Origin of the sequence: Diplocloster agilis (genome assembly GCF_019042275.1) — a bacterium.
Lineage (GTDB): Bacteria > Bacillota > Clostridia > Lachnospirales > Lachnospiraceae > Diplocloster > Diplocloster agilis.
On sequence record NZ_JAHQCW010000072.1, the window covers coordinates 1 to 15,757 of the forward strand.

A 15,757-nucleotide genomic window follows, 5' to 3' on the forward strand; every position below is an offset into this window, starting at 1 on the left:
CCCGGTTCAGAGGCTCTTGCCCGTCGGACGTGAAGTCCGCCGGTCATCCTGAACCCGGCTTTCCGATTCCACTAAGCGGGAGCTCAGCCGCCCTATGCGTTCCCGGGGAGACACAAAAGAACCCGGCCGCCGGTAGACTCCCCGGATACCGCCGCTGTCCTCCGCCCGAAGCAGTGGGCATCCCCACCCCCGGGGAAAACCCGCCCTCCCGGCCCGCTGATCAGAGGTTTCGCCTTGGTGTAGTCTTTATCTTGTGATACGGTGTCTGCACATTCCTGTTTTTCCGCATTTGGGACAGGTTAATCTGCGCTTTGTAAATGTGTGATAGCTTTTTACATATTCGTCCATGCTTGGGACAAAAAGTTCTTTACATTGTGAGCATTCAAAATAACCAGCTTTAATGTCAAGCATTGCCGCCGCCGCGATCCCTGTTAATGCCACTGCAACGGAGAACACAACCAATATAATTCGGACAATTACCGGCAAGTCAAGAAAGGAGGCTATTACGATAAGGGCGCATACGGCAATGATGGTGATTACGCCGGTGATAATGGACAACGCCATTTTTTTCCTGTTTTCTTCATTTTCTTTCATCAGATTCATCATGTTTCCCTCTGCTTTCTGTTGATAATCAGTTGCAGAAACCCTCTCGCCCGAAAGCAAATCGTTGACCGTAATATCTAATGCCGTGCACAATGGCAGCATAAGTGAAACATCGGGAAGTCCTTTTCCGCACTCCCATTTGGATATTGTTTTATCGCTAATGGAAAGTGCGTCGGCAAGCTGCCTTTGGGTTAGGTTTCTTGATTTTCTTGATTCGGCGATAAATTTGCCGATTCGGATTTGATCCATTCGTTTTTTCCTCCCTTCCTGCCTTTATTGTAGGTGATAGGCAGCTTAATAAACACACACGGAACGTAGAATTTCTTATATCTACGGAGCATAGACCTTAATTTACAACTTATTCTGATCTAATGGGTATTAGTCAACGGCGGGCGCAGCCTGTTCATCTTGACCGTTGGCTGGCTCGGCCGGCTTTGCTATTTATCCACTGATTTATGGAATAGTACAACATAACTAATGTTGTGCTAAACAATATCCCGCCTACAATATCAGTAATCCAATGCACACCCGATAAAACCCGTCCGATGATCATAAAACTTGCATAGATACCACAAAAGGAATTTACTAGGTTTCTTAATCTTTTCACTAAAATCAAGCGTTGAAATTGCATGATAGCCGTAGGAATAATGCACATCATGAGCATTGTTGTAGAGGACGGATAAGATGCTTCCAAAATGCCTTGAATTAATACAGGTCTGAAGTTTACAACGAAGAACTCAAAAAAGAGATATACTAAAAACACAAGTACATAAAACCCGCCTAATATCAAAATACTGCTATCTACACGCAACAGGCTTTTTCTTTTTATTAGTTGAACAAAACCTGCCATTGCAAAACCTAACATAATAAACAGTATAGGAATACTCAACCAGTCTGTTATGTTATATAACAATATATTCGTACCCAATAACGTATGGAAATATTGATTGACTTTTGCAAAACCGACAACCGAACCTTGTGGGCCAATTGGACGCACATCAATAAACATGATCGCCACGGTGTAGAGAATGGATAAAACCAACAGTCCGACAGTTACACCAAAATTGTTTTGAATTTTTTTCTTTTTTTCTTTCATTTTTTTGCTCCTTTGTTTTTAATGTATTTGGCTTTTGCCTAAGTACACATTAGATTTGGAGTACAAAAAATGAAAGAATTTGACCGTCACATCTATGATACGCTTCGCGTCATGGGCGTTTTAGCAACAATGCCCCCTTGATAATCAGCAGAACGAATGTAAAAAAGGCAACATAAGGTTCAAGGCTTGCAATAAAGATAACAACGCTAACGGTAGTCAACACCATAGATAAGACCGTCTTTGTTTTTATCCAAATAGGGAAGGAACAATTTTGCAAAGCTAATGTAGCAATACCACAAGCAACCGTTAATAAAATAATTGCAAAGTATATAGCTTTTATGAACAAGGGCGTTTCCCGTAACGATAGCAAAGACACTTGACGAATAATATCGCCCTCTTGCTGCCCAAAAAGAGGAATAAAAAACAACATTCCAACAGAGCAATCTATCAAACCATATACTAAGTCACGTATATGCTGTGTTTTTTGGTGACTATCTTTTTCTGCAATACAAATCAGCTCCCTATTAGATAGCAGTTCATCTATTGTTACCCCAAAAAATTCTGCAATAGCTTTTAAGGAGTCAATGCTAGGATAGCCACGTCCCGATTCCCATTTTGAAATGGCAGTTCGTGAAACAAATAGTATTTCAGAAAGTTCTTCTTGTGTTAATTTTTTTTGTTTTCTGAGTTCTTGCAGCTTTTCGTGAAATTCCACAAACGTTTACCACCTTTATATGTTTTGTTTATATTTTACCATATGGATACAACTTTTTATAGCTATGAGTACTTAGCGCCCGCATTTTGGGTGCTTACGCGCGATGCATGAAAAAAATCAGCGAGGTATTTTCGGGCGCTGCCATTTTATATAGATGGTCTTTCGAATTATGGAATAGGGGTGGTTGCCTGTCAAATCATTGTATTACTGGTTAATACGGACAAATTTCGGAAATACCAAAATAAGTAACAGCTTAGAAAAATTTCTTTGATATTATGACTAAAAACATTTCTTGAACTTGACACTGTAAAGATTAGGTTTTATAATGTAGACAGTGTAAAGATTGGAGGGGTTTGTATGCCACAGCAACGACAAACTTATCATCATAAGGACTTACGAAACGCTTTGATTGAAACAGGAATTAAGCTTGTAAGTGCTGAGGGGATAAATGCTTTTTCTTTGAGAAAAGTGGCAGCGGCGTGTGGGGTTAGCCATGCCGCCCCTTATAGTCATTTTCAAAATAAGGAAGAATTGCTTGAGGCAATGCAATTATTTATCACAGATAGATTTTCTGAACAATTAGAAAATACCATTCAAAAGAATAATAATGTTGCAGAACTATTGAAAGATATGGGGATAACTTATGTATCTTTCTTTGTGGAAAATCCTGCTTATTTTCAATTTTTATATTCTCAATCCAACATAAAAATCGACCTGTCATTATCAATACCAGACGGCCAAAACTATAAACCTTATATCATCTATAAAAATGTTGTACGTAGATTATTAGAGCGGATGCACTATTCAGAAGAAAAACAGAATGATATTATCATAACAATTTGGGCTTTTATTCATGGTGTTACTTCATTAGCTACCATGAACAACGTAAGTTACAACGATGACTGGAGACAGAAAGTAATTGATTTTATGGAAGTTTTTCAGCTTTCTTTTTTAGATCATGCAGGAGAAAAAATATGATTGGAATTTATTTTAGTGGAACAGGAAATACAAAATATTGTTTAGAAAAATTTGTTGCTTTATATGACAGGAAGGTTGAAATAATTCCTTTGGAAGATGCGGGTACGCCAGAAAAAATGGCATACCATAAGGATATCATTTTTGCTTACCCAATCTATTACAGTAATCTCCCTAAAATTGTACGAGATTTTATCTGCGAAAACTCTGATGTCTGGAGAGGAAAACGTATTTTTATTATTACCACAATGGGGCTATTTAGCGGCGACGGCGCAGGTGTATCTGCAAGATTGTTTAAGCGATACGGCGCTCAGGTATGGGGCGGACTCCATTTGAAAATGCCAGATTGCATTTGTGATGTAAAAGCCTTAAAGCGCACTCCGGCTCAAAACAAACAAATAGTTATGAAAGCAGAAGAACGTATTAAATCAGCGATTTACAATCTGAAAAACGGTACTCCAACTAAAAATGGTTTGGGACTTTTATGTCATATTGCAGGACTTTTAGGACAGCGGCTCTGGTTTTACCATAAAACACAAGAATATTCTGCCAAAATACAGATAGATTCCAGCACTTGTATAAAGTGTGGCAAATGTGCAGCGGTTTGCCCGATGAACAATTTGTCGCTATCAGAAGATAAAGTAATAGCAGACGGACGGTGCACTTTATGCTATCGGTGCGTAAATCAATGTAGTAAGAAGGCAATTACCATTTTAGGGAAACAAGTAATTTTTCAACACTCTGTTTATGATTTTCATTAAAGTAGTTGGGTTAGATAAATAATCTCTGTTACAAATTTTGATTTATAGCACTGTGAACTATGGTTACTTGATACGTTTGGCAAATATTTCTGCATTAATATACCATTCACCATTATCTTGCACGGTAACATTTTTCCAATGAAAATAGTGATCCTCAATCTTAGTAAAAATCCATTTTCTTCTTTCATCATTGATATAGGTAAGCACTATCATGTTATCTTGCTTTTTTGCCTCAAGCCGTATTATTTTTCCAATATAGCCATAAGCTACATCCCATGCGTGTGTATCCGGATTATAGATACGCAGTGATGACCCATATTCATAATCAGGCAGAATAATAACATCCTGGATAGCCATTCCTTCAAGAACCCATGAGAAATGCCATTCGCCCTTAATTGCAAGGGAATTGTTACTCTCGATATAGTCTATTGCCCAACTGCCGATAAGTTTTCCAAAATAATTAAACTCCTCTGGTAATGCTGTGTTTTTACTTTCACTTGCTAATGCTTCAAAAAAATCCTGCATTGGTAATTCCTCCAGTATAAATAAGTTCTATTACAAATTGCGAGTTGTCTTTGTGCAACTCCCTACAAACCAGAAGTTATCAGTCTACCTTATTAAAAATAACCGTTTGCTCTTTCATGAATATTTTTCCAACTTCATATCCATATTCCGTAAGTTCTTTTTTGTATTTCAGAAATGAGTGGTCTATTGGGATCCCGGCAATATTCTGTATTTCTGCAAATGTCATTTTGAATGATGAACTTCCGTTTTTTTGAATATATTTCCACAGGGAATTATATTTACTCATAATTATTCTTTCCTCCAAACACCGATTTGTCTTTTATTTCCTGATTTTATTTTATCACATTAGTATTAACTTTTTTATAAATTTCCCCTTATATTTTACGAATAATGGGTTAGCTGCCTATCAAATATTTTTATGTAACTTTACGACACATGAGCATTAGCATAAGGTTAATAATTTTATATACACAAAAACAGGCGGCAGCTTCCTTTCAGTAAGAAACTTCCGCCTACATCTCTCTATTTTCTTGTGACAAATATTGTCATTTCAAGGCTCTCCCCAAAATGGTGTAGTAAGTGCTCAATTGTTCCTTGATTCATTGATTTTACTAGTTTCTCTGAGCCTTTTCAAGATATTCCTGTGACAGACCAACCATTTCATCAATCCATACTCAACTAGCCACATCATAAAGCCCTGTAACAGCCACTTAACTCTATCATACCCTCAACATATCAGCATATATCAGCCTATTTTAAAGTAGGGATGAGCGGGATGGCGGGGGGGCTTTCGGACCCGGGCGGCAAATCATGCGGGGGCCAATCACTTGAGGCCGGGCCTTAGAACGGGTTACGCAGAAGGCGGGAGAACCTCGCAGGGCCCGGAACACTGTCCGAGCCGTTCTGTGGCGAGTTTGTTCCGGGCCCTGCCAATAAGAGGTTCTCCCGCCTTCGCAGTTACCCGTTCTTAGGTCCGGCCGAAGTGATTGGCCCCCGCATGATTTGCCGCCCGGGTCCGAAAGCCCGCCCGCCATCCCGCTCATCCCGGCCCCATAAAATAACCCCCCAAAAAAACTATTGACAGAAAGAAAGATGGGAGATATACTTTGAATATCAAAATATTTGTTGTTCAAAATAAAGGAGATTATAAACATGTTGGAAAAAATGAGAGAGATAATAGCGGAGCAGTTGAATGTGGATGAAGCGGAGATTTCTGAGGTGACTTCTTTTAAGGAAGACCTGGGGGCGGATTCGCTGGATCTGTTCGAGCTGGTTATGGCGCTGGAGGAAAATTATGAAGTGGAAATCCCGGCGGAGGATCTCACGGAACTGACTACGGTTGGTAAGGTAATGGATTACCTTAAAGCTAAAGGTGTGGAATAGATGAAAACCAGAGTAACGGAACTGCTGAATATAAAATATCCGATTATACAGGGCGGCATGGCCTGGGTGGCGGAACACTCCCTGGCGGCTGCGGTATCGCAGGCCGGAGGATTCGGTTTGATCGGAGCGGCGAACGCGCCTGTGGAGGTGGTCCGGGAGGAGATCAGGAAAGCCAGGGAGCTGACGGATCAGCCTTTTGGCGTCAATATTATGCTGCTGAGCCCTCATGCGAAGGATATCGCACAGATGGTTACCGAGGAGAACGTGGCTGCGGTGACCACAGGGGCCGGGAATCCGGAGCCCTATATTCCGATGTGGAAAGAGGCGGGGATCCGCGTGATCCCGGTTGTCGCTTCCGTGGCGCTGGCAAAGCGGATGGAAAAGCACGGAGCGGACGCGGTAGTGGCGGAAGGATGCGAGTCCGGCGGACATATCGGGCAGACGACGACGATGGCACTGGTTCCGCAGGTGGCGGACGCGGTGCGGATTCCTGTGATCGCAGCCGGCGGTATCGGTGATGGCAGAGGTATGGCGGCCGCGCTGATGCTGGGAGCGGAAGCGGTTCAGATGGGCACCCGGTTCGTTGTGGCTGAGGAATCCATTGTACATGAGAATTATAAACAGAAGATAATTAAGGCCCGGGATATCGATTCCGAGGTGACGGGCCTCACTACCGGCCATCCGGTTCGGTCGCTTCGGAACCAGATGACCAGGGAATATCTGAGAATGGAACAGGAAGGCGCTTCTTTTGAGGAACTGGAATATATGACGCTGGGGTCTCTGCGCAAGGCAGTGATGGATGGCGATGTCAAAGGCGGTACGGTAATGGCCGGACAGATCGCCGGATTGGTGAAAAAGGAGCAGACCTGTGCCGAAATCATTCAGGAAATGCTCAGCGAAGCCGGAGCTTTGCTTAAGAAGGACTGGAACATAGGATAAAACATAGGGGACGTACACTTTCATCCGTATCTTTATTTATAGAAAAAAACGGAAGAGGCGTCTCCGTTCTTTTGAATAAATGGTTTGAATATCAAAGTATAATGCTGCGAAAGCCGGAGAAGTTTTATCGGCAGATAATCAGTGAAATACACAGATAAAGAAAGAGCAGAGAATCGATCATAACAGGAGAAATACAGTATGAAATTAGCTTTTATATTTCCCGGACAGGGAGCACAGTATGCCGGCATGGGAAAAGAGTTCTATGATCAGTTCGCGGACAGCCGCCGGATTTATGATATTGCCTCGGAGGTCCTTTCTATGGACATGAAGGAACTGTGTTTTGAGCAAAATGAGAGGCTGGATGTAACGGCTTATACGCAGGCTGCCATGTTGACGACTTCGGCAGCGATGCTGGCGGTCGTAGAGGCGGAAGGTATCCGCGCGGATGCGGCGGCCGGATTGAGCCTGGGAGAGTATGGGGCGATTCTGGCCGGGAAGGCCATGAGCTTTGAGGACGCGGTGGCGGTTGTGCGAAAAAGGGGAATCCTGATGCAGGAAGCGGTTCCGTCAGGAGGCGCCATGGCGGCCGTTATGGGAACCGAGGCGGAGCTGATCCGGAAGATCTGCGGGCAGACGGAAGGGATCGTGTCCGTGGCCAATTATAATTGTCCCGGCCAGATCGTCATAACCGGGGAGAGCGAAGCGGTGGCGAAAGCCTGTGAGTCGCTAAAAGAGGCGGGAGCCAGAAGAACCGTTCCGTTAAAGGTCAGCGGGCCATTTCACTCCGCGTTATTAGAAAATGCGGGGAGACAGCTGGAAGAGGTGTTAAGCCCTGTTGTGCTTCAGAACCCTCAGATTCCCTATGTCACAAATGTGACGGCGGAATATGTGACGGATTCGGAGGAGATCAAATCCTTGCTGGGAAGACAGGTCTATTCCTCCGTCTTATGGCAGCAGAGCGTGGAACGGCTGATTGCGGACGGAACCGATACTTTTTTGGAAATTGGTCCCGGAAGGACGCTTAGCGGTTTTGTGAAAAAGATAAGCAGAGACGTGAAAGTGATGAATATTGAGAAGCCGGATGACCTGAAGAAGGTAATGGAGGAAATCAAATGTTAAATGATAAAATCGCGCTGGTGACCGGAGCGGGCCGCGGAATCGGAAGGGCTATTGCTCTTTCGTTAGCCGGACAGGGGGCTGTCGTTGTCGTCAATTACAGCGGTTCTGAACAGGCTGCCGGGGAGGTGGCCGGGAAGATTATGGAAAACGGCGGGACTGCTATGACTTATCGGTGTAATGTAGCGGATTTTCAGCAGGTGGAGAAGATGATACGGGCAGTCGTTGAGAAATATGGACACCTGGATATTCTGGTAAATAACGCGGGCATCACCCGGGACGGTCTGATTATGAAGATGAGTGAGGAAGATTTTGACCAGGTGATGGATATCAATCTGAAAGGCACCTTTAATACGATCCGGCACTGTGCCAGGCAGATGATAAAGCAAAGAGCCGGCAGTATCATCAATATTTCCAGTGTCTCCGGAGTGCTGGGGAATGCCGGGCAGGCGAATTATGCCGCTTCCAAGGCCGGAGTGATCGGATTGACGAAGACCATGGCCAGGGAACTGGCCAGCCGCGGGATTCGTGTGAATGCGGTGGCGCCCGGCTTCATACGGACCGATATGACTGAGAGCCTTTCGGATACGCTGAAAGAACAGGTTAAGGCGCAGATTCCGCTGGGCCGGATGGGCAATCCGGACGAGATCGCCGGTGTAGTCAGTTTTCTGGCTTCCGATCAGGCCGGCTATATGACAGGACAGATTATCCATGTGGACGGAGGTATGGCGATATGAGAAGAGTAGTAATAACCGGTATGGGAGCGATTACCCCCATCGGACTCAATGTGCAGGACTACTGGGAGGGCTTAAAGGCCGGAAAAACCGGATTCCGGGAAATCACCAAATTCGATGCGTCCGAATACAAGGCGGGCATCGCGGCAGAGGTAATAGACTTTGATCCCAGAGAATACATGGATTTCAAGGCGGCAAAACGGATGGAAGCCTTCTGCCAGTATGCAGTGGCCGCGTCGGGAGAAGCCATAGCTGATTCAGGCCTTAAGATCGAAGAGGAAGATCCCTATATGGTAGGCTGCGCGGTCAGCAGCGGTATCGGCAGTCTGCAGGCCATGGAACGGGAACATAAGAAACTGCTGGATAAGGGTCCCGGCCGGGTGAATCCGCTGCTGGTTCCTCTCATGATCACCAATATGGCGGCCGGCAATGTGTCTATCCAATATGGACTGAAAGGCAAAAGTATTAATGTGGTAACCGCCTGCGCAAGCGGCACCCATTCGGTGGGGGAAGCTTACCGCAGTATCCAGACCGGCGATGCGGATGTTATGGTGGCCGGAGGCGCGGAGAGCTCGATTACGCCCATTGGAGTGGCCGGATTTACCGCTCTGACTGCCCTGTCCACTTCCAAAGATCCGGCCCGCTGTTCCATCCCCTTTGACAAGGAGCGAAACGGTTTTGTCATGGGGGAGGGCGCCGGCGTCCTGGTTCTGGAAGAACTGGAACATGCGAAACGCAGAGGCGCCCGAATCCTGGCTGAGATAGTAGGCTACGGTGCCACCAGCGACGCCTATCATATCACTTCCCCCGCGGAAGACGGTGAGGGAGCCGCCCAGGCCATGCGAAGAGCTATCCGGGAATCCGGCGCAGCCCTTCATGAGATTACATACATCAACGCCCACGGCACCAGTACCCATCACAACGATCTGTTTGAGACCAGAGCGATTAAAAAAGTGTTTGGAGAACATAGCGGTAAGCTTAGGGTTAACTCTACCAAATCCATGATCGGACATTTGCTGGGAGCGGCGGGAGCCGTTGAACTGATTGCCTGTGTCAAAACCATAACTGACAGTTATATCCATCCGACCGCAGGTTACCGGGTACCGGATGAAGAATTGGACCTCAACTACGTTCCGGGAAGCGGTATTGCCGGGGAAGTGGAATATGCGCTCAGCAACTCGCTGGGATTCGGCGGCCATAACGCCAGTATCCTGATCCGCAAATACCGTCCCTAATACCTGAATATATGGCGCAGTAAATGCGCCACTGGAGGAAACTATGGAATTAAAAAATATAATAAAATTGATCCATACAGTATCGGAATCCGCACTGTCCAGCTTCACATTGGAAGAGGGCGATATGAAAATATCCCTGGAGGCCCGCCGGGACATCCAGACGGTCAATATAAGCGAAGGAAATCCCCAGATATCCGCCGCTGTTAACGTTATTCCTTCGGCCGCTTCGACGCCTGAGCCGGAAATAGCAGCCGGGAATCTGATCAAATCCCCATTAGTGGGAACCTTCTACAACGCTCCCTCACCGGATGCGAAAGCCTTCGTCCAGGCTGGCGATATGGTGAAAAAAGGCCAGGTGTTAGGCATCGTGGAGGCTATGAAACTGATGAATGAGATCGAAAGCGAATTCGACGGAATCGTGGAAGAAGTTCTGATCGGGAACGAACAGATGGTAGAGTACGGCCAGCCTCTTTTCCGCATACGCTGATCAAAAGGGGACATGTCCAAATCGATCTGGGACATGTCCAAACCGAAATGGACATGTCCCAAACTGAAATGGACATGTCCCAAACTGAAACGGACATGTCCCAAACCGAAATGGACATGTCCCAAATTCGAAGGGCAGGAGAATAAGAGACATGGTAATGGATATCAATCAGATTATGGAAACCATCCCGCACCGCCAGCCGTTTTTGCTGGTGGACCGGATTGAGGAGCTGGAGCCGGGCAGACGGGCGGTGGGAACCAAATGCGTCACCTATAATGAACCTTTTTTTGCCGGACATTTTCCGCAGACGCCTGTGATGCCTGGGGTGCTGATCATTGAAGCTCTCGCCCAGGTAGGCGCGGTGATCATTTTAAGTCAGCCGGAATTCAAGGGGAAAGTCGCTTATTTTGGCGCGATTAACTCGGCTAAGTTTAAGAAAAAGGTGCTGCCCGGCGACGTACTTTCGCTGGAAGTGGAAATGATCAAACAAAAAGGCCCCATCGGCGTCGGAAAAGCGACAGCGCGGGTGGACGGGAAGATCGCAGCGTCGGCTGAGCTGACCTTTGCGATCGGATAGGAGTTGTCTATGTTTCAGAAAATATTGATTGCCAACAGAGGAGAGATCGCGGTTCGGATCATACGGGCCTGCCGGGAGATGGGGATTAAGACCGTCGCGGTCTACTCACAGGCGGACCGGGATGCGCTTCACGCCCAGCTGGCGGATGAAGCCGTCTGTATCGGGCCCGCGCCGGCCGCGGAAAGTTATCTGAATATGGAGCGGATCTTGAGCGCCACCATCGCGGCAGGAGCGGATGCTATCCATCCCGGATTCGGCTTTTTGTCGGAGAACAGCCGCTTTGTGGAAATGTGTGAGAAATGCCATATTACCTTTATCGGTCCTCCGGCAAGTGTGATCAGCCGGATGGGAAATAAATCGGAAGCTAGACATACCATGATGGAAGCGGGCGTTCCCGTGGTGCCGGGTACGAAAGAGGCCGTGTATACGGTGCAGGACGGCAGGAAAGCCGCGGATCAGATCAGATATCCGGTCATCGTCAAAGCATCCTCAGGCGGAGGCGGCAAGGGGATGCGCATCGTGGAAAAGGCGGAAGAATTCGAGGGGCAGTTCTCCACCGCCCAGCGGGAATCCGTCAACGCGTTCGGCGACGATGCCATGTATATTGAAAAATACGTGCAGCGCCCCCGGCACATCGAGTTCCAGATCCTGGCCGACCGATACGGCCATGTGGTTCAACTGGGGGAACGGGACTGTTCGATCCAGAGACGCCATCAGAAACTGATCGAAGAATCTCCCTCCTGCGCCATCGATGAAAACCTGCGAAGAGAAATGGGAGACACCGCCATACGCGCCGCCAAAGCGGCAGGGTATGAAAATGCCGGAACCATCGAATTTCTGCTGGATCAAGACGGCAGTTATTATTTTATGGAAATGAACACGCGGATTCAGGTGGAACATCCGGTGACCGAGATGGTGACCGGTATCGATCTGGTCCGGGAGCAGATACGCATCGCGGCGGGAGAACCTTTAAGCTTTACCCAGGAAGAGATCGCCATCCGCGGCCATGCGCTGGAGTGCCGGATCAATGCGGAGAACCCGGCCAGGCACTTTATGCCCTGTCCCGGTACGGTGTCCAATCTGCATCTGCCCGGCGGAAACGGCGTGCGGATCGAAACCGCCCTGTTCCAGGACTATACGGTTCCGGCCAATTATGACTCCATGATTGTAAAGGTGATTGTCTATGACAGAAACCGCGAGCTGGCGATCCGGAAGATGCAGAGCACGCTGGGAGAGCTGGTCATTGAAGGAATAACCACAAATATTGATTTCCAGTACGAAATCATCAATCATCCGGATTTTCAGAGCGGCAACACCAATACCCATTTTATTGAGGAGCATCTGTCATGTTAAAAGAAATGTTTAAAAAACCGGTCTATATTACACTTAACAAGACAAAAGAAACCGCGGAACCCCAGGTCCCCGAAGGCTTGTGGATCAAATGCCCGAAATGCAGGGAAATGCTGTACAAAGAGGACGTGGCCGCCAACCGCTATGTATGCTATAAATGCGGGGGATATTTCCGGGTAAAGGCCAAAAACCGTATTCGGATGGTAGTGGACCGGCATACTTTTGAAGAGTGGGATACGGATCTGTACGGCGGAAATCCGCTGGAATTTGAAGGATATGAAGAAAAATTAGAGCAGACGCGGGAGAAGACGAAGCTGAATGAAGCCGTCATCACCGGACAGGGGAAAATCTACGGGGAAGATACCGTCTTAGGAATCTGCGATTCCCGGTTCATGATGGGAAGCATGGGACATATGGTTGGGGAAAAACTGACCAGAGCCATCGAACGCGCTACAAAAAAACGGCTCCCGCTTATTATTTTTACCTGCTCCGGCGGGGCCAGGATGCAGGAAGGGATGATTTCCCTGATGCAGATGGCCAAGACCGCTGCCGCTCTGAAGCGGCACTCCGACGCGGGCCTGTTCTACCTGTCCGTGTTGACCGATCCCACGACAGGCGGGGTTACGGCCAGCTTTGCCATGTTAGGGGACGTCATTTTAGGAGAGCCGGGGGCGCTGGTAGGTTTTGCCGGTCCCAGAGTCATCGAGCAGACGATAGGACAGAAACTTCCGGAAGGATTTCAGAGGTCGGAATTCCTGGTAGAACACGGAATTATCGATGGTATCGTAGAGAGAAAAGACTTAAAGGATACCCTGCACAGGCTGATCCAGATGCATAAGCCCGTGCAGAATCTCAATTCCCTTGCGCTCCAAAAGCACGAGGCCACGCAAAGGCAGGACGCCGTTCAGATAAATCAGGACAACAGGAACCTAAATGCCTGGGACCGCGTCCGGACTGCCAGAATGCCGGAACGGGCCACGGCTATGGATTATATCCAGACCCTGTTTGAAGATTTCATGGAACTGCACGGAGACCGCGCGTTCCGGGACGACGGAGCGATAGTCGGGGGCCTGGCCTGGATGGATGAAATACCGGTAACCGTAATCGGACAGCAAAAGGGGAGAAACACGAAAGAAAATGTATCCCGCAACTTTGGCATGCCGAATCCCGAAGGCTACCGCAAAGCGCTTCGCCTGATGAAGCAGGCGGAAAAATTCGGCCGTCCCGTGATTACTTTTGTGGACACCCCCGGCGCGTTCTGCGGGCTGGAAGCTGAGGAACGGGGACAGGGAGAAGCCATCGCCAGAAATCTGTTGGAAATGTCGGCGCTTAAGGTACCGGTGCTTTGCATTGTCATCGGAGAGGGAGGCAGCGGCGGAGCCCTGGCCCTGGCTGTGGGAAATGAAGTCTGGATGATGGAAAACGCCGTATACTCCGTACTGTCGCCGGAAGGGTTCGCGTCTATCCTGTGGAAAGACAGCAAACGATGTGATGAAGCCGCTGAGGTAATGAAAATAACAGCGCCGGATCTCTTAAGACTGAAAGTCATAGATAAAATCATACCGGAACCGGAGCCTGCTATGCCCCATAACCTGGAGGCAGTCTGCAATCCCATGAAAACCGAAATCCGGAACTTCCTGAAAAGCTATCTGGGTCAGGACAAAGAAGAGATCGCCCGCCAGCGCTACGAGCGTTTTATGAAATACTAGAAAAGCGTATCGTCAGCTTGGCGGCGGAATGGAGATTTTATGAACAAAGAACTTAAATTCGGTGACCGAAAAGCCACCGTACCAGTCATACAGGGAGGAATGGGCGTGGGAGTCAGTCTGTCCGGTTTGGCCGGCGCTGTGGCAAGCGCCGGCGGGATCGGCATCATTTCTACTGCCCAGATCGGATTCCGTGACCCTGATTTTGACAAAGATCCGGCAGCGGCTAATATCCGCGCGATCCACGAAGAAATAAAAAAGGCCAGACAGACCGCCCCTGAGGGAATCATCGGGGTCAATATTATGGTAGCCACGAAACCATACTACGCTTACGTAAAAGCCGCCGTGGACGCGGGAGCAGACCTGATTATATCCGGCGCAGGCTTGCCGTTATCCCTTCCGGGCCTTGTAAAAGGAAGCAGAACCAAGATCGCCCCCATCGTATCCTCTGCCAAATCCGCTTCTGTCATCTGTAAGATGTGGGACCGGAAAGCGCGCAGGGCGCCGGATCTGGTCGTCATCGAAGGACCAAAAGCCGGCGGCCATTTGGGCTTTCATAGAGATCAGCTTCAGGATATGGATGCATTGGATTACGACACCGAGATCAAAAATATCCTGACCGTAATCCGGGAATATGAAAACAAGTATCAGCAGCCGATTCCTGTGGCGGTAGCCGGTGGAATTTATACCAGATCCGATATGGATCACGCGCTTTCCCTGGGGGCCGACGCAGTACAGATGGCCACTCGTTTCGTCACTACCTATGAATGCGACGCCCATCCAAATTATAAGCAGGCTTACTTAAACGCTGCCGAAGAAGACATTATCATCGTGGACAGCCCGGTAGGAATGCCCGGCAGGGCTATTCACAACCGGTTTGTGGATGAGGCGGCCTTAAATCTACACCGTCCCACCCGCTGCCACAAATGTCTGGAACATTGCGATCCGGCTCACATTCCCTACTGCATTACGGATGCCCTTGTTAGAGCGGTAAACGGAGATGTGGATCACGGTCTTCTCTTCTGCGGCACCAATGCCGCCCGTGCGGACCGCATAGAGCATGTCAGGGACATCCTGCAGGAATTCCGTTTATAAATTCTAAGTCCGGAACCGCCGGATATCGCGTGTATCAGTGGAGGATCTGATCTGGTAAATAAAGTGTATAATTATGAAGCGTTCGGGAAATAGATCATCCGAAAACAGGGGAAACGGTGACTCACATGTGCCACCGTCTCTCTTGTCGTTTTCATTACCGGTCGGTCAAAAGTGTATAAAGAATTTATGCGGTATGCGATTAGGCGAAATATAAACAATATCGAGAATATCTCATATCTCTATGATGAGATTCTGATATTTGAAGGAAAAAGCGGATAAGATCCTATGGAATGAGCATATTCTTTTGACTTATGTGAAGAGTTAGGAGTCCTCTTTGGACATAGCCTCTTTGACATAGCGTTTTTTGAATGATATAATAGAAAAACAAATCTGAGGAAGAAGCAGCTTCTGAATAATCTTTTGTACTTCGCCGCAACACGCATGTTGTACGTCTGCCGGA

Annotated in this window: 17 protein-coding genes; 12 read left to right on the forward strand and 5 right to left on the reverse strand. The window is 47.6% G+C overall.

All coding sequences use genetic code 11. The annotated features are described in order from the left end of the window. Positions 1-246: 246 nt before the first annotated feature. The 3 genes from KTH89_RS24155 to KTH89_RS24165 form a co-directional block, all read right to left on the reverse strand. The gene (locus tag KTH89_RS24155; RefSeq protein WP_238723403.1) at positions 247-852 is read right to left on the reverse strand and encodes a helix-turn-helix domain-containing protein; all 606 of its coding nucleotides are present in this window, start codon (positions 850-852) and stop codon (positions 247-249) included. Positions 853-1,006: 154 nt separating this feature from the next. Next, on the reverse strand, positions 1,007-1,699 hold the full coding sequence (locus KTH89_RS24160; RefSeq protein ID WP_238723404.1) for a phosphatase PAP2 family protein: 693 nt from the start codon (positions 1,697-1,699) through the stop codon (positions 1,007-1,009). A gap of 109 nt (positions 1,700-1,808) precedes the next feature. After that, complete coding sequence (locus tag KTH89_RS24165) at positions 1,809-2,414, reverse strand: helix-turn-helix domain-containing protein (protein WP_238723405.1); 606 nt, start codon at positions 2,412-2,414, stop codon at positions 1,809-1,811. A 357-nt stretch (positions 2,415-2,771) separates the two neighbouring features. Here KTH89_RS24165 and KTH89_RS24170 point away from each other — a divergent pair, with 357 nt between their 5' ends. Beyond that, positions 2,772-3,392 carry a TetR/AcrR family transcriptional regulator gene (locus KTH89_RS24170; protein ID WP_238723406.1) on the forward strand — a complete coding sequence of 207 codons (621 nt, stop codon included), beginning with the start codon at positions 2,772-2,774 and terminating at the stop codon, positions 3,390-3,392. Then, complete coding sequence (locus KTH89_RS24175) at positions 3,389-4,150, forward strand: EFR1 family ferrodoxin (protein ID WP_238723407.1); 762 nt, start codon at positions 3,389-3,391, stop codon at positions 4,148-4,150. The genes KTH89_RS24170 and KTH89_RS24175 overlap by 4 nt, the downstream gene beginning before the upstream one ends. Before the next feature lie 63 nt (positions 4,151-4,213). Here KTH89_RS24175 and KTH89_RS24180 read toward each other — a convergent pair whose 3' ends face one another. After that, the gene (locus KTH89_RS24180; protein ID WP_238723408.1) at positions 4,214-4,675 is read right to left on the reverse strand and encodes a hypothetical protein; all 462 of its coding nucleotides are present in this window, start codon (positions 4,673-4,675) and stop codon (positions 4,214-4,216) included. Positions 4,676-4,754: 79 nt separating this feature from the next. Next, a complete protein-coding gene (locus KTH89_RS24185) occupies positions 4,755-4,961 on the reverse strand; it encodes a hypothetical protein (protein WP_158348859.1) in 207 nt (68 codons plus the stop codon). Between the two features lie 866 nt (positions 4,962-5,827). Here KTH89_RS24185 and acpP point away from each other — a divergent pair. From acpP to KTH89_RS24235, 10 genes are all read left to right on the forward strand, one after another. Further along, entirely contained in the window at positions 5,828-6,058 is a 231-nt protein-coding gene (gene acpP / locus KTH89_RS24190) for an acyl carrier protein (RefSeq protein ID WP_158348773.1), read from the forward strand. Next, positions 6,059-6,997 (forward strand): enoyl-[acyl-carrier-protein] reductase FabK, encoded by a 939-nt coding sequence (fabK, locus tag KTH89_RS24195; RefSeq protein ID WP_238723409.1) that lies wholly within the window; start codon positions 6,059-6,061, stop codon positions 6,995-6,997. A 198-nt stretch (positions 6,998-7,195) separates the two neighbouring features. Next, entirely contained in the window at positions 7,196-8,116 is a 921-nt protein-coding gene (gene fabD, locus KTH89_RS24200; protein WP_238723410.1) for an ACP S-malonyltransferase, read from the forward strand. Continuing rightward, positions 8,110-8,850 carry a 3-oxoacyl-[acyl-carrier-protein] reductase gene (gene fabG, locus KTH89_RS24205; protein ID WP_238723411.1) on the forward strand — a complete coding sequence of 247 codons (741 nt, stop codon included), beginning with the start codon at positions 8,110-8,112 and terminating at the stop codon, positions 8,848-8,850. The genes fabD and fabG overlap by 7 nt, the downstream gene beginning before the upstream one ends. Beyond that, entirely contained in the window at positions 8,847-10,082 is a 1,236-nt protein-coding gene (fabF, locus tag KTH89_RS24210; RefSeq protein WP_238723412.1) for a beta-ketoacyl-ACP synthase II, read from the forward strand. Before fabG ends, fabF begins: the two co-directional genes overlap by 4 nt. A 43-nt stretch (positions 10,083-10,125) precedes the next feature. Further along, on the forward strand, positions 10,126-10,569 hold the full coding sequence (gene accB / locus KTH89_RS24215; RefSeq protein ID WP_238723413.1) for an acetyl-CoA carboxylase biotin carboxyl carrier protein: 444 nt from the start codon (positions 10,126-10,128) through the stop codon (positions 10,567-10,569). Positions 10,570-10,720: 151 nt separating this feature from the next. Next, a complete protein-coding gene (gene fabZ, locus KTH89_RS24220) occupies positions 10,721-11,146 on the forward strand; it encodes a 3-hydroxyacyl-ACP dehydratase FabZ (protein ID WP_158348779.1) in 426 nt (141 codons plus the stop codon). Positions 11,147-11,155: 9 nt separating this feature from the next. Further along, positions 11,156-12,499, forward strand: coding sequence for an acetyl-CoA carboxylase biotin carboxylase subunit (locus KTH89_RS24225; RefSeq protein ID WP_238723414.1), 1,344 nt, complete (start codon positions 11,156-11,158; stop codon positions 12,497-12,499). Next, positions 12,493-14,205, forward strand: a complete 1,713-nt coding sequence (locus tag KTH89_RS24230; protein WP_238723415.1) for an acetyl-CoA carboxylase carboxyltransferase subunit alpha — start codon at positions 12,493-12,495, stop codon at positions 14,203-14,205. The genes KTH89_RS24225 and KTH89_RS24230 overlap by 7 nt, the downstream gene beginning before the upstream one ends. Before the next feature lie 39 nt (positions 14,206-14,244). Beyond that, positions 14,245-15,297, forward strand: coding sequence for an NAD(P)H-dependent flavin oxidoreductase (locus KTH89_RS24235; protein ID WP_238723416.1), 1,053 nt, complete (start codon positions 14,245-14,247; stop codon positions 15,295-15,297). The last annotated feature ends 460 nt before the right edge of the window (positions 15,298-15,757 follow it).

Coding starts and splice junctions, on each gene's coding strand:
- KTH89_RS24155 (WP_238723403.1), bottom strand. CDS start 852: ATGGATCAAATCCGAATCGGCAAATTTATCGCCGAATCAAGAAAATCA.
- KTH89_RS24225 (WP_238723414.1), top strand. CDS start 11,156: ATGTTTCAGAAAATATTGATTGCCAACAGAGGAGAGATCGCGGTTCGG.
- fabG (WP_238723411.1), top strand. CDS start 8,110: ATGTTAAATGATAAAATCGCGCTGGTGACCGGAGCGGGCCGCGGAATC.
- KTH89_RS24170 (WP_238723406.1), top strand. CDS start 2,772: ATGCCACAGCAACGACAAACTTATCATCATAAGGACTTACGAAACGCT.
- KTH89_RS24175 (WP_238723407.1), top strand. CDS start 3,389: ATGATTGGAATTTATTTTAGTGGAACAGGAAATACAAAATATTGTTTA.
- fabF (WP_238723412.1), top strand. CDS start 8,847: ATGAGAAGAGTAGTAATAACCGGTATGGGAGCGATTACCCCCATCGGA.
- KTH89_RS24160 (WP_238723404.1), bottom strand. CDS start 1,699: ATGAAAGAAAAAAAGAAAAAAATTCAAAACAATTTTGGTGTAACTGTC.
- accB (WP_238723413.1), top strand. CDS start 10,126: ATGGAATTAAAAAATATAATAAAATTGATCCATACAGTATCGGAATCC.
- KTH89_RS24180 (WP_238723408.1), bottom strand. CDS start 4,675: ATGCAGGATTTTTTTGAAGCATTAGCAAGTGAAAGTAAAAACACAGCA.
- fabD (WP_238723410.1), top strand. CDS start 7,196: ATGAAATTAGCTTTTATATTTCCCGGACAGGGAGCACAGTATGCCGGC.
- KTH89_RS24235 (WP_238723416.1), top strand. CDS start 14,245: ATGAACAAAGAACTTAAATTCGGTGACCGAAAAGCCACCGTACCAGTC.
- fabZ (WP_158348779.1), top strand. CDS start 10,721: ATGGTAATGGATATCAATCAGATTATGGAAACCATCCCGCACCGCCAG.
- KTH89_RS24230 (WP_238723415.1), top strand. CDS start 12,493: ATGTTAAAAGAAATGTTTAAAAAACCGGTCTATATTACACTTAACAAG.
- acpP (WP_158348773.1), top strand. CDS start 5,828: ATGTTGGAAAAAATGAGAGAGATAATAGCGGAGCAGTTGAATGTGGAT.
- KTH89_RS24185 (WP_158348859.1), bottom strand. CDS start 4,961: ATGAGTAAATATAATTCCCTGTGGAAATATATTCAAAAAAACGGAAGT.
- fabK (WP_238723409.1), top strand. CDS start 6,059: ATGAAAACCAGAGTAACGGAACTGCTGAATATAAAATATCCGATTATA.